The following is a 13,241-nucleotide window of genomic DNA, read 5'->3' on the forward strand; positions in this document are numbered from 1 at the left end:
GGAGGAAGCACTCGTGGATTACAAGCGACAATTACTAAACAAGGTTCCTGAAGTTACGATATTCTTCTGGATCATTAAGATCATGGCTACTACTGTAGGTGAGACGGCGGCTGACTTTTTGACATTTAACCTCGGCTGGGGATTGACTAAGACGACGCTAGTAATGAGTGCATTATTGATCATCTTCCTCGTGTTCCAGTTTAGAGCGAGGCAGTATGTTCCTTGGATGTATTGGTGCGTTGTCTTGCTAATTAGCGTAGTGGGCACCTTGATTACCGACAATCTCGTAGACAACTACGGAGTAGAGCTGGAAACGACCACGATTGTATTTTCGATAGCACTGCTGGCAATCTTTCTGTTGTGGTATTTGGTTGAAAGGTCCTTATCGATTCACTCCATTAACACGATAAGGAGAGAAATGTTCTACTGGCTCGCTATTCTTTTCACATTCGCGTTGGGGACATCTGCCGGGGATCTGATCGCGGAAGGATTAGGATTTGGTTACTTGATCTCTGCGTTCTTGTTTGCACTTCTGATTGCGATCGTAGCGGCTGCACATTACGGACGTATGGCGAATTCGGTGCTGATCTTCTGGGTCGCTTACATTTTGACACGACCTTTTGGAGCCTCTCTGGGCGATTTCTTGTCACAGCCACGAGATGAGGGGGGGCTTGGGATGGGGACGGTTGTGACGAGTGGATTCTTCCTCGTAACGATCTTGGGTCTGGTCATCTATTTGACTAGCACGAAAAAAGACGCCGATTTGACAGATGCAACCCGTGGGTAAAGCTTCTCACAGTGAGCCATCACGCACTTTCAACGGAACCTTTCCTATCGAGAGGTTCTTTTTTGGCGTTGGTTGGTTATTGATTTTGGAGATTCCCTCCACTTTTTCAATAAAAAAAGGATATATCCAAAAACAATCCGCATATATTGTATAGAAAATTCAGAATTCGATCTGTAGAAAGGTGTTTGGTAAGTGTGGAAACTCCAGTAGCCATTAATGAACTTCATGCCAAAATAAACAGCTATGTCAAATCACTCACCAAATCCGAGCAGAAAGTGGCGCGCTTTGTATTGGAGAGATTTGACGAGATTCTCAACATGTCCGTGACTGACCTCGCCGAACAAGCGAATGTAGGAGAGACGACCGTATTGCGTTTTTGTCGCAAGCTGGATTTCAAAGGATACCAAGAATTCAAGCTGGCTCTTGCCAAAAACACGATCAACCCCCTCTCCAATTTGCATAGTAACCTTACCGAAAGCGATCCGTTTCAGGTCATGATCCAAAAGGTCAATGCCTCGAACGTGCAGGCGATCCAGGAAACAACCGGGATGATCGACAGCAAAGAATTGAATCGGGCCATAGAACTGATCTTATCCAGTCAAAAAATCCATTTTTATGGTGCAGGGGTATCGGGTGTGACAGCTCTCGATGCCAAGAGCCGCTTTATGCGGATAGGACTTTCTGCGGATGCCCTGCTAGACGCTCACCATCAGGCGATGGCAGCAGCGACTTTATCCGAAAACGACCTAGCTATTGGATTTTCCGTATCGGGTAGCACAAAGGATACCGTGGATGCGCTGACCATTGCAAAAGCAAATGGGGCAAAAATCATCGCCAGTACACACTTTGCTCGTTCTCCCATTACCAAGATGGCCGATGTTGTCTTACTGAATGGAGGGAGAGAGACGCCATTGCAGGGAGGTTCATTGGCAGCGAAAATCGCACAGCTACATGCGATTGACTTGCTGTACACAGGAGTAGCCCTGCGAATCAAAGAAAAAGCATTGTATTATCGGGAAAAAGCAGCAAAGGCAGTCGTGGATAAAGCGTATTAATCTCACGCCAACCAAATTGAAAAAAGAAAGGATACGACGATGCTGGAAAAATGGAAGGCAGGGCTGGTGGTATCCTGCCAAGCGCTGGAAGATGAGCCTCTACATGGACCGCATTTTATGGAACGAATGGCGAGGGCTGCACAAGAAGGTGGTGCTGTCGGGATTCGGGCCAATGGCTTTCACGACATCCAAGCCATTCGAGCTAGCATTGATCTGCCCATCATAGGAATTAACAAACGAAAAATAACAGGCTTTGATGCTTTCATCACACCCGCTAAAGAAGATGCCCGACTTGTCCAGGAAGCCGGTGCAGACATCATCGCGATTGATGCGACGACACAGAGCCGACCAGAATCGTTGGAAGAGTTGATTCACTATATCAAAGGGGAGCTCGGAAAAGTGGTGATGGCTGACGTATCCACAGTGGCTGACGGGATACGTGCCCAGCAGTTGGGGTGTGATCTGGTCGGGACCACGTTAGCGGGTTATACCCAGGCGACCATGCAGAAAAAGAGCAAAGATCCGGATTTTGACTTGTTGCGAGGGCTAGTAGATCAGCTGCACATTCCAGTTATTGCCGAAGGAAGAATTCATACGCCGGAGCAAGCGAGAAAAGCTCTGCAACTGGGAGCGTTCTGTGTGGTAGTGGGAGGCGCCATTACCCGTCCTCAAGAGATCACAAGGCGCTTTCTGGAAGGGATGAAGGAATGAAGAAAGCCATTGGCATTGATATTGGAGGGACAAAAATCCGCGGAGGAGTCATCCGTGAAGACGGCAAGCTCCTGTCTGTTCGGGAAACGCCGACGGAAGCGAAGCGCGGAGGAAAGGAAGTGATGGAGCGGGTAGCTCAGCTTATCCAACAGCTCTCTACAGAAGAGATAATCGGCATCGGCGTTGGAGCGACGGGGCAGGTAGGATTGCAGGGGGAAATCTTGTCAGCTACGGAGACTTTTCCAGATTGGGCCGGAATTCATCTCCAAAAAGAATTGCATGAGAGGTTCCAGCTTCCTGTCCGTGTCATCAATGATGTGCAAGCGATGGCGCTCGGTGAGCTTTCATTCGGGGCGGGGAAGGATGTGCAGGATTTTCTTTGCCTTGCATTGGGAACCGGTGTCGGCGGGGCAATCGTTTCACATGGAAAGCTTGTTCGCGGAACGAACGGGGCAGCTGGGGAAGTGGGTCATATGTTGTTCCACCCAAATGGTCGACGGTGTCCCTGTGGAAAAAGCGGTTGCTTGGAAGCTTACGTCTCCGGTCATGCATTAGAGGCGCGTTTCCAGGAAAAGAGCGGCGTGAAGAAAGCGGGTATGGACATCATCCGTGGAGCCCAAGAGGGTGATGGGGCAGCGCATGCCTTACTGGAAGAATACATGGACGATTTGGCAAAGGGGATTGCTTCCCTCATTACGGTCTTGAATCCTCGTAAAGTAATTCTCGGCGGAGGCGTCGCGCAAAGTCTCCCATCTTATTTGCCTAGCGTGGAAGAGAAAGTGGTTGGCAGGCTCAGTCGTGCAGCGGCACTAGATTTTGCTCTCGTCTTATCCGCATTGGGTGATGGTGCCATGTTGCTTGGGGCGGGCAGTGTGATGTTTTCACAATGAAGTGTAAAGGAGGAACCAAGTGATGAACATACAACGAAAGTGGCTTTCCATGGTCGTGACAGCGGGACTGATTGCGATGCTCAGTGGATGTACGACTTCGAGTAACCAGACGCCCAATCAGACCACACCTACGCCAAAGGTGGAAAAACAAACCGTAACCATGCTGTACTGGCCTGGACCAGAAAGCGATGCCATGCAAAAGGTAGTCGATCATTACAACCAGGGGCAAGGGGCGCAGGATGGAGTAGAGGTCAAAATGGCACCAGCTCCCCGCGAAGGTTTTTGGGAAAAGGAATCTGCGATGATGGGCTCAGACAATAAAGACATCGACATCTACTTCACCGCGAGCTATAAAATCGGGGAGCACAAGAGCGATTTGCTGCCTTTGGATGATAAGCTGGGGGACAGCCTAAAGCTTTATATCGGAACGACGATCGATTCATTGAAAAATGGAGGTCAGACGTACGCCATACCGACGGATGTCTCCAACCATTTTATGTACTATCGGAAGGACTTGATCGAACAATTACTCACGGATGCGGCTTGGCAGGCAACATATAAGGAAGTAAGTAAAAAAATCGTGGGAAAAGAACTCGCCCCCAAAAAACCGGACGAGTGGAACTGGGATGATTTTACCGCCACTGCAGCATTTTTCACACAAAGTCTGAATCCAGGTTCGCCAACCCAATATGGTACAGCCTTGCAAGCGAAAAACCTGATCTACAACGTCATGATCTGGGATGACGTGTTGTACTCCATCGGTGGGGCTTGGTATACAAGTGATGGAAAAGCGAACTTCGATACCGCAGAGACGAAAAAAGCGCTAAACGTGTATGCCAATCTCACAAAGAACGGGATATCGCCAGCCACAGCTTCGACGTTTGAATATCCAGAGACCAATCAATCTTTTCAGACGGGCAAGACCGCAATGATCTTGCAGTGGAGCGCGGCCTACCACGAACTGTCGGATCAGAGCAAGAGTGGACAAATTTTTGACAAGGTCGGAATCGCTCCCATTCCAGGTGACAAGCACGCTACACACGTGCACTCACTTGGCGTCGGTATCAACAAGCATTCAGAAAAACAAGATGCCTCCTTGAAATGGATGAAGTATTTGGCTACCACAGAAGCAATGAAAACGTACGCGGATAACGGAGGGATTCCACCCGTAGCTGACGTGCTGAATGGAATGAAAGACAAACGTCCGGAGTTTCCTTTCATCGCAGAGCATGTAGACAAATATGGCTATGTGGTCGATACCAGTGACAAGGTGTTCCCGATTCTCGAAGTATTAGCCAAGCATTTCTCTGCGGTGTGGGCCGGGCAAGCCGATGTGGATGAAGCAGCGAAAAAGGCCCAGGCTGAAGTCACGACACTGTTAGGGAAGTAGAGATCGTTGCAGTATTCCAAAAGCCAATCCTTTTGGATGATGACTCCTTTGGCAGTGGTGGTGATCGCGCTCGTCGCGTTCCCCACCCTGTATGCTTACTTTGTGAGCGTGCACGACGCCCGGCTGTCAGGTGAGCCCGCATCCTTTATTGGGCTACAAAACTATACGTCCCTGCTGACCAATTCCTCCTTTTATGGTTCGATCTATTACAGTGCCAAATTCGCATTGCTCGCGACAGTGGTAGAGCTCGCAGCGGGTATCGGCTTAGCTGTCTTGTTCAACCGAACGTTTCGTGCAAAAGGGATGTTCACCAGCCTGCTCCTTTTGCCTTTGATGGTTGCGCCTTCGTTATTTGCTCTCATTTTTCGCCTCATGCTAAACGAGTTCGTGGGTGTGGTTCCCTATTATTTGAATCAGTGGGGAATCGCGGTCAATCCCTTTGACCCTTTATGGGTGAACGTGACGTTGATAGGGATCGACGCGATGCAATGGATTCCCTTTGTCTTCATCATCGTCTACGCAGGGTTGACAACGATACCAGAAGAACTCTATGAAGCAGCACGAGTCGACGGGGCGAATCCCGTTCAAAGCTTTTTCCAGATCACGCTGCCGCTTCTAGTCCCTACGCTGGCGATTGTGGCATTTCTACGAGGAATTGACGCATTCAAAATCTACGACATGATTTATGTCCTGACCAATGGTGGTCCAGGGGAGCTGACGACAAGCATTAGTCTGTTCATTTACAAAAAAGCGTTTCTGGAAGGAAATATCGGTGAAGCGACTGCTGCGAGTGTGTTGCTGACCTTTTTGTTAGCGCCTGTGCTTGGATTAGCCATGAAGTTTATTGTGCGGAAGGGAGCATAGCCAGATGAGAATCGCAAAACGAATCGTACTTTGGCTGTTGCTCTCGTTGATTTTACTGCTATTTTTGTTTCCCTTGCTCCTAGATGTACTAACGTCCTTTAAAACAGAAGGGGATATTGCTTCTTTCCCGCCAAAGTGGGTGTTTGCCCCCACGCTTGAACACTATCAAAACGTATTCTCGGGGTCCGGCTATCCCTTTGCGCAATTTTTCCTAAACAGCTTTGTGATTGCGGCTGGCACGAGCGTGATAACAGTGGCGATTTGCATCCCAGCTGCCTATGCCATGGTACGCTACGGCTATGGCTTGAAAAAGTTTTTTTCCTTTATCATTAGTCTCAAGCTGTTGCCGCCGATCGTCTTTGCTATTCCCTATTTCGCTATGTATCAGTTTATGGGATTGCTGGATACCAAGACAGGGCTCATCTGGGTCGCCGTCATCATGAATGTTCCGCTCACACTCATGCTCATGGTTGGCTTTATACAAGAATTACCGGTGGAAATTGAGGAAGCTGCCTTGATTGACGGTTGCTCCCCTGGTAATATTCTGGCGCGCATTGTGTTCCCATTGATTGCGCCCGGTGTTGCTGCTGCTGCCATTCTCACTTTTATATTTACATGGAATGAATTTTTGTTCGTCCGTATTCTCAGTGACATCAACGCCATGACGACTACGGTGGGCTCCACCTTATTTATTCAAGCCTACGGAATTCGCTGGGGAGATATCGCGGCAGCCATTGCCCTGTCTGTATTGCCGCCTTTACTATTCACTTTCTTTGTACAACGCTATTTGGTAAAAGGGTTGTCGATGGGTGCGGTAAAAGGATGATAGGAGGGGTGTATGGAAGGAAGTAGGTAGAGACACGCTGTTGATGGCGTGTCTTTTTGTTATTGTGTATACAGATAATTCAAATTTTACTAAGATGTTAGTACCACAAAAAAACAAAGGAGCGTGTTGGTTCATGGACTCATTGACCCAATATCTAATTGATTTAGACGCCATTCACGGCGTTTCTGGAGACGAAGAGCGAGTAGCAGCTTACATGAAGGAGCAAATCATTCCATTTGCCCAAGAACATTTTGAAGATCCACTCGGTAATCACTACTTTGTGAAGAAGGGGAAGGACCCGGATTTCAAGCTGATGCTTGCCGCCCATATGGACGAGATTGGCTTCATCGTTAGTCATATTGATGAAAAAGGCTTCGTCTATTTTCTCCCGGTTGGCTACCACGACAGTCGAATGGTTATCAACCAAGTGCTCACGATCCAGACGGAAACAGGATTCGTTAGAGGAATTACTGGCAGTAAACCGGCGCATGTCGTTACGAATGAGGAAGCGCAAAGAGCCATTCCGTTGGATCAATTGCATCTTGATCTCGGTACGACCTCACGGAGAGAAACACTCGCGTTAGGTGTACAGGTAGGGGATTACATAACCTTTGATCGCGTCGGTCAGCTGTTGAACGGTACCAAGGTGTTCAGCGGGAAATCCGTGGATAATCGCTCAGGGTGTGCGGTATTGATCGAGGTCATGAAGCGGCTCGCGGACAAGCAGATCACTCCTACTGTATATGGAGTTGCCTCTGTGCAGGAAGAGGTCGGACTGCGCGGAGCAGGACCGGCGGCGTACGCGGTTCAACCTGATATCTGCTTGGCTATCGATGTCATTTTCGCAGGAGGCACGCCTGGGATGGACGAGAGAATATCGCCTGTCATTTTGGGTGCTGGGCCAGCTATTATGATGTATGACTGGACACCGAGTAATGGGCATGGAAACAACGTTCCGAAGAAACTGACTCGCAAACTCATACAGACAGCGGAAAAGAACGCTATTCCGTATCAACGCGAGGTCGTACTCAATGGTGGTACTGACGCTTGGGCCATGAGCCTTGCAGGCAAAGGAGCGTTGTCAGGATGCATTTCTCTACCATCACGCTATATTCACTCAGCGACGGGTATCGTACATATGGATGATTTGGAGCAAGCTGTCCAGTTACTTGTTGCTTTTGTAGAGGAACTGCAAAGGAAGTAATACTTAACGTTCACGTAATGGATAGTTAACGTAATATTTATTATGTAAACATTCTTTTGATCTTGACTTTTTCCTTGACCGCTGTAAAATAGGCGAGATCGTCGTAACAAGGAGGCGGATGGACAGCCTATGCAAGAGCCAGAGAAAATTTACAACACCGCGGTGGAAGCGACACTCGAAGTAATCGGGGGCAAGTGGAAGCCAGTTATTTTGTTCCATCTCACATTTGGCAAGAAGCGCAACGGCGAGCTGATGAGCTTGATGCCGGCCGTTACGCAAAAGGTACTGACCCAACAGCTTCGAGAGCTGGAAGAAGCAGGGATCGTCATGCGAATCACATATAACCAGGTCCCGCCAAAAGTCGAATACGAACTGACGGAGTACGGTTGGAGCCTAAAGGAAATTCTCCATCTCATGTGTAGATGGGGTGATACGCATATCGAAAGGGCTTACGGGGACAAAGCAGTAGTACTGCGTGTGCCTCCGCAGGAACCATCAATCCCATTATCCAAGGAAGATGATGATCGCGCTGTAAAGCAATAAAAGTCCCATCACAAGATGAAAGGCTCTTTCGTATTTCCTCAAAAACGATTGAAAGATCGCCCCAAAGACGGCCCAACTGGAGGTACTTGCATAACCGATAAAACCAAGGAAACAAGAAAAGAGAATCAAGCTCACAGTTGAATGGTAATACGGGATGATGAAGGTAGAGTTCGCTGTAATCGCGTATAGGATCACTTTTGGATTGATAAATTGCAAGATCAATCCGGAAATGAAGGAGTTCAACTTTTCGTGCTGGTCCTCGTTCGCTCTAGGCTTGTGCATCAACATCTTCATCGCGAGATACACCATATAAAGTCCACCAAAAATGCTCATCCACATCTTTACTTTGGGGATGAAACTAAAAAGAAGAAGATTGAAGAAGCTACTTAACAGAGCAATAACAGTAGTGCCAACCGCTACACCAAGAATAAACCTGAGAGTATTCCTGTAGCCAGACTTGCTTGCATACGCCATAGACATAATGTTATTCGGTCCGGGTGTAAACGAGGTGACGAGTACATATAGCAAAAACGGAATCCATTGCATAGATGATCAACCCCTTTGTGTGTTATGATGATTAAAATGTGCGTTTTAACGTATGTGCAATATGATTATACAATTTGGTCGCTATATAGCACAATAGGGGGATTTTATGGAAAATATTAGTGCTGTGCTCGCGGAAAACTTAAAGACGTTGCGGGCAACGAAAAGACTAAGCCTGGATAAGGTGGCTGAAATGACTGGCGTAAGTAAGACGATGCTCGGGCAAATTGAACGGGGAGAATCGAATCCAACGCTGAATACGGTATGGAAAATCGCGAACGGATTGAAAACTTCCTTTACCGCACTGATTCATCAGCCTCAGCCAGATACGGTTGTCGTTACCCAAAATGACATTCAAGCGATGCAAGAAGATCATGGGAAATACCGGATCTTTCCCTTTTTTCCCTTTGACGAGAACAGGCGATTTGAAGTGTACACGGTGGAGATGGATAAAGGGGCATACCTAAGTGCTGACGCGCATGGTGAGGGGACAGAGGAATATATTTCCGTGTTTGACGGTGAAGTGACGATCCGAGTCAATAACGAGGAATTTACCATAAAAGAGGGAGAGTCCATTAAATTTAAAGCAGACCGCGAGCATGCCTATCATAATTCAGGTGAATCACTAACGCGGCTAAGTATGGTTATTTACTATCCTACTTAGGGGTAAGAGAACGAGATGGGGTTGGCGGATTCATGTGAAAGAGCACTCCTTATGGAAGAGTGCTCTTTTTGGTTCATGTTATGGATGATCGGGTCAGAACCAACCACGCAAGACCCGAGGAAATATCCTATCTGTGCTGTTTTTGTGATTCGAGAGGGCGGTTGTACCACCAGTAGGTCGCCTCACAGATGGCAAAAACACCGACGACTGCAGCAACCAAAATGATTGCCCACATGCCGAAGAGCGTTATTGTATAGGCGGAACCGTTCCCCACGAGCAAAAGCATGCTGTCGATCACCCATAGAAAGTCCAATATTGAAAAAACCAGAACGACACGGGGAGAAACAACGCTTCTGGTCGCAGCCCATGATAGAAAAGCGACGACCACGAGCAGAAAAACTCCCGTCCCCATCAAAGACAATCGATTTTCCAGCCCCGTCCAATCGGCAATAAACCCAGGGAATAAAAGGAGGAGTAGTCCGCAAGCCCCTGATGAAACGGCGTTCATCAGAAGTACCTTTCGGATCACTGCTTCTTCCGCCATTAGATTTGCCCCACTTTTTTCTTGCTGTTTCATGAAAAGCACCTCTCTTCTCAGGATTGATTTTACACAACCAACATAAGCAAGAAGAGACTGCCATCACCATACATATTACTGCCAAACGGTGCCAAATGGCGTTTTTAAGCGTATCAATCAAGGAATGATCTTACGTTTGCGGAAGTCGCCAAAAATACCCAGGAACATTTCTTTCGTATCAATAAAGTCGTGAAATCCAAAACGACGTGCCTTTGATCCGTCTGCAAAAAAATCGTAATCCCAGGAAAACACGAAATCACCGAATCGCCAGGAGGAAACATCCTTGTAGGGGGTTTTAACCAAGCCGTGTTTTTCTACCATGGCGTTCCACAGCGGTTCCTTATCAGCCATCACCACATCCAGGGACATTTGCAGTGGTGGTGCTGTCTCCATATCGAAATACTTGGCGATGGTAGGCCACATTTCGTTCCAACGGAAAAGGTCTCCGTTTGTAATGTTAAACGCCTGATTTGCACAGCGTTCATCGGTCGCTGCCCAAACCGTTGCCCTGGCTAATAATCCAGCGTCTGTCATTTCGAGCAGGCTGTTGTAGGCGCCAGGTTTCCCTGGAAAGCGAAGGGGAATCCCGAGTTCTTTTGATAGGGATGCGTAGATCGCGATGACCATCGCCAGATTCATCGGATTGCCTAATGCGAAGCCACTAACGACAGAAGGGCGGAGTGCCGACCACGTCCAACTGCTGCCACGCTGACGTTGTTCGAGGAAGGTCTGCTGGTCGACATTGAACTCCGGTGGCATATGGTAGGCGTCCGTCTCCTTCGCCGGAGTCTTAAACGGTCCGAGGTGTGCTCCATACACTTTGTACCCTTGCATTAGGCTAATATGCTGCAGATCGTGAGCGACTGGCTCAATCGTGTTGACAACATGAACGAGCATCGCCATGTTAGGGGCAACCAATTCCGCCCAAGTAGGCCGGTCTTGATAAGCAGCGTAAAAAATATGGGTGACCTCTGTCAGACTGCTCAGTTTCTCATACGTGTCTGCTTCATCGAGTAGATCGACAGCGACGTATCGGACACGGTCATATGATTCTCCACCTCGCCGAGATAAGCCGATAATATCCCAATCAGGTAGCTCGGCGAGATAGCTGATCAGATTACTTCCAATGACACCATTTGCTCCGACGACAAGTGCTGTTTTACGCACGGCTTTTTGCATGGATATTCTCTCCCTTGGCTGTTGGTCTTATCGTCATTTTGCGTCAGGGAGAGGAGAGTGAAAAGTACGCACTTTGAAGTCATATAGGTACTTGAAAGTAATATAGGAAGGGGACGGGTATCGTGACCGACTCGATCTTCCTACAAATACTTTACAAGATCAATGAGCTTGCTAATTTCGTAAGTCGGATGGATTCCCAGCTTGTTTTCTTTTCGATTGGGATTGAACCAGCAAGTATCAATCCCATAATTGATGCCACCTTGAATATCTGAAGTTAAAGAATCGCCCACAATCAGTACTTTCTTTTTATCTGTAATCTGCAATTTGGAAAACACATAATCAAAAATACGTGTATCTGGTTTCTGGAACCCAGCTTCTTCAGAAGTAACGAGATACTCAAAAGAGTGACAAAGGGGAGAACCCCCAATTCTTGATTTTTGTACCTCGGTAAAGCCGTTTGTTATGATGACCAATCGATAAGCGGAGAGTTGGTCGCACAGATCAACTGCACCTTCTGTAAGATGGATTTCCCTGCCTAAGTTCAGAAGGTAATCTCGATTAAACGCAGTGGCATCTATCTCGAGATGATGGGCGAGAAACAATCGCTTGAACCTTTCCGCTCCCAATTCCGCTAAATTGGTACGTCCTTGTTCCAAATCTCTCCATAGTACGGAGCTGATCTCTTTATAGCTGGGTAAATAATAGGTCAAAGCATCGGACATCCCGTAAGCTTCGAACGTCTTTTGCAGGGCTTCTTTTTCCGTCATACCGAAATCGAATAAGGTGTCATCTACATCGAATAGAATCATCTCGTACTTCATTTTATGCCTCCGTTACTCTTTGCTAGTCATTTCATATCTCGCGAGTGCTTTTGGGGTGTTTCCCACTTTCGTCTAACCATTATACTCCACTTTTTTATCAAAACAGGTGTAGTAAGTTCCGGATCTTGAGCAAAATGAAAAAGCACAGCGCGCGTAATGCGTAGCCTGTGCTTTTTGCTTTGCCAATTCTTACCCGCTGTATCTCCCCAATCGATGAAAGAAGTCCTTGAGGAAATCATAAAACAGCTTTTCCGAGGGAGGCAGCTCCCGGTTTTTCGGGATGATAATGCCGACAGTCCTCGTGACATTCGGTTCAGTGATTCGCATTTTCACAGTCTCTCGTGGGATGTTATCGGCCAGCGTTAGCTCAGGTAGCAGGGTAACCCCCAAGCCCGCCGCTACCAGTCCTTTAATCGCATCGATGTCCTCGCCTTCGAAAGCGACCTTTGGCTCAAATCCCATCTGGGCACAGGCGTTGACGACGATGTTACGGAGAACAAAACCAGGGGGGAACAAGACAAAGGTATCCTGCATGAGTTCGTTTAATCGCAAGGTTTTATTCTTGGAGAGCGGATGCTTCGCTGGTAGCAGGGCGACAATTTCTTCGGCAAAGAAAATGTGACTTTGCACATTCTTTTCCTGGGTGGGAACAGGACCGAGAAAAGCAATATCGAGCTCCCCCTTGATAACCGAATCGATGAGTGGCAGGTAAGCACCCTGACGCAGCTGAAAACCGATGTCCGGATAGCTCGAACGAAAAGCAGAAATGACCGCAGGCAACGGATTGGCTGCGAGACTGCTCGTAAACCCTACTCGGATGGTGCCGCGCTCAGGATCGAGAATCTCATTGATTTTTTTCTTTGCCTTTTCGATCTCGGCTAACGACAGCTCTGCATGCTGCAAAAAAATCTTCCCGATGTTGGTCAGCTTCACGTTCCGTCCTTCCCGGATAAAAAGAGAAACACCCAGTTCTTTTTCTAAAATGGCGATGTGCCGACTGAGCGCAGATTGAGCGACGTGAAGGGAATGGGCAGCCTCTGTGTAATGCTCCCTTTTGGCAACTTCGATGAAGTATTGGATCTGTCTGAAATCCATTTTATTCTCCTCAAAACATGACTTATCTCATTTTGAGATCAATTTAGCACTAATTATATATTGTTCAAATAATTTACTCAATCTAAAATAAG

At 47.6% G+C, this 13,241-nt stretch carries 15 protein-coding genes; 10 read left to right on the forward strand and 5 right to left on the reverse strand.

Translation table 11 applies throughout. The annotated features are described in order from the left end of the window. Positions 1 to 13: 13 nt before the first annotated feature. From AN963_RS07395 to AN963_RS07435, 9 genes are all read left to right on the forward strand, one after another. Positions 14 to 787 (forward strand): COG4705 family protein, encoded by a 774-nt coding sequence (locus tag AN963_RS07395; RefSeq protein WP_055743860.1) that lies wholly within the window; start codon positions 14 to 16, stop codon positions 785 to 787. 194 nt (positions 788 to 981) lie between these two features. Then, a complete protein-coding gene (locus tag AN963_RS07400; RefSeq protein ID WP_055743861.1) occupies positions 982 to 1,842 on the forward strand; it encodes a MurR/RpiR family transcriptional regulator in 861 nt (286 codons plus the stop codon). Between the two features lie 39 nt (positions 1,843 to 1,881). Continuing rightward, on the forward strand, positions 1,882 to 2,553 hold the full coding sequence (locus AN963_RS07405; RefSeq protein ID WP_055743862.1) for an N-acetylmannosamine-6-phosphate 2-epimerase: 672 nt from the start codon (positions 1,882 to 1,884) through the stop codon (positions 2,551 to 2,553). Next, positions 2,550 to 3,443 carry an ROK family protein gene (locus tag AN963_RS07410; RefSeq protein WP_055743863.1) on the forward strand — a complete coding sequence of 298 codons (894 nt, stop codon included), beginning with the start codon at positions 2,550 to 2,552 and terminating at the stop codon, positions 3,441 to 3,443. The genes AN963_RS07405 and AN963_RS07410 overlap by 4 nt, the downstream gene beginning before the upstream one ends. Before the next feature lie 22 nt (positions 3,444 to 3,465). Beyond that, positions 3,466 to 4,833: an ABC transporter substrate-binding protein gene (locus AN963_RS07415; RefSeq protein WP_055743864.1), complete on the forward strand. Its 1,368-nt coding sequence runs from the start codon at positions 3,466 to 3,468 to the stop codon at positions 4,831 to 4,833. A 6-nt stretch (positions 4,834 to 4,839) separates the two neighbouring features. Continuing rightward, complete coding sequence (locus tag AN963_RS07420) at positions 4,840 to 5,697, forward strand: carbohydrate ABC transporter permease (protein WP_055743865.1); 858 nt, start codon at positions 4,840 to 4,842, stop codon at positions 5,695 to 5,697. A gap of 4 nt (positions 5,698 to 5,701) precedes the next feature. Next, positions 5,702 to 6,523 (forward strand): carbohydrate ABC transporter permease, encoded by an 822-nt coding sequence (locus AN963_RS07425; protein WP_055743866.1) that lies wholly within the window; start codon positions 5,702 to 5,704, stop codon positions 6,521 to 6,523. A gap of 133 nt (positions 6,524 to 6,656) precedes the next feature. After that, positions 6,657 to 7,727 carry a M42 family metallopeptidase gene (locus AN963_RS07430; RefSeq protein WP_055743867.1) on the forward strand — a complete coding sequence of 357 codons (1,071 nt, stop codon included), beginning with the start codon at positions 6,657 to 6,659 and terminating at the stop codon, positions 7,725 to 7,727. A gap of 129 nt (positions 7,728 to 7,856) precedes the next feature. Continuing rightward, positions 7,857 to 8,270 carry a winged helix-turn-helix transcriptional regulator gene (locus tag AN963_RS07435; protein ID WP_055743868.1) on the forward strand — a complete coding sequence of 138 codons (414 nt, stop codon included), beginning with the start codon at positions 7,857 to 7,859 and terminating at the stop codon, positions 8,268 to 8,270. On the opposite strand, the gene AN963_RS07440 is transcribed toward AN963_RS07435, so the two are convergent. After that, positions 8,232 to 8,816 carry a LysE family translocator gene (locus tag AN963_RS07440; protein ID WP_055743869.1) on the reverse strand — a complete coding sequence of 195 codons (585 nt, stop codon included), beginning with the start codon at positions 8,814 to 8,816 and terminating at the stop codon, positions 8,232 to 8,234. The genes AN963_RS07435 and AN963_RS07440 overlap by 39 nt on opposite strands. Positions 8,817 to 8,922: 106 nt before the next feature. Here AN963_RS07440 and AN963_RS07445 point away from each other — a divergent pair, with 106 nt between their 5' ends. Next, complete coding sequence (locus tag AN963_RS07445) at positions 8,923 to 9,477, forward strand: helix-turn-helix domain-containing protein (RefSeq protein ID WP_055743870.1); 555 nt, start codon at positions 8,923 to 8,925, stop codon at positions 9,475 to 9,477. 127 nt (positions 9,478 to 9,604) lie between these two features. On the opposite strand, the gene AN963_RS07450 is transcribed toward AN963_RS07445, so the two are convergent. From AN963_RS07450 to AN963_RS07465, 4 genes are all read right to left on the reverse strand, one after another. Continuing rightward, positions 9,605 to 10,054, reverse strand: a complete 450-nt coding sequence (locus AN963_RS07450; protein ID WP_055743871.1) for a hypothetical protein — start codon at positions 10,052 to 10,054, stop codon at positions 9,605 to 9,607. Positions 10,055 to 10,171: 117 nt separating this feature from the next. Next, entirely contained in the window at positions 10,172 to 11,233 is a 1,062-nt protein-coding gene (locus AN963_RS07455) for an SDR family oxidoreductase (protein WP_055743872.1), read from the reverse strand. Positions 11,234 to 11,373: 140 nt separating this feature from the next. Further along, on the reverse strand, positions 11,374 to 12,054 hold the full coding sequence (locus tag AN963_RS07460) for a YjjG family noncanonical pyrimidine nucleotidase (protein WP_055743873.1): 681 nt from the start codon (positions 12,052 to 12,054) through the stop codon (positions 11,374 to 11,376). A 189-nt stretch (positions 12,055 to 12,243) separates the two neighbouring features. Beyond that, positions 12,244 to 13,149: a LysR family transcriptional regulator gene (locus AN963_RS07465; RefSeq protein WP_055743874.1), complete on the reverse strand. Its 906-nt coding sequence runs from the start codon at positions 13,147 to 13,149 to the stop codon at positions 12,244 to 12,246. Between the last annotated feature and the right edge of the window lie 92 nt (positions 13,150 to 13,241).

This window comes from Brevibacillus choshinensis, from assembly GCF_001420695.1.
GTDB classification, from domain to species: domain Bacteria; phylum Bacillota; class Bacilli; order Brevibacillales; family Brevibacillaceae; genus Brevibacillus; species Brevibacillus choshinensis.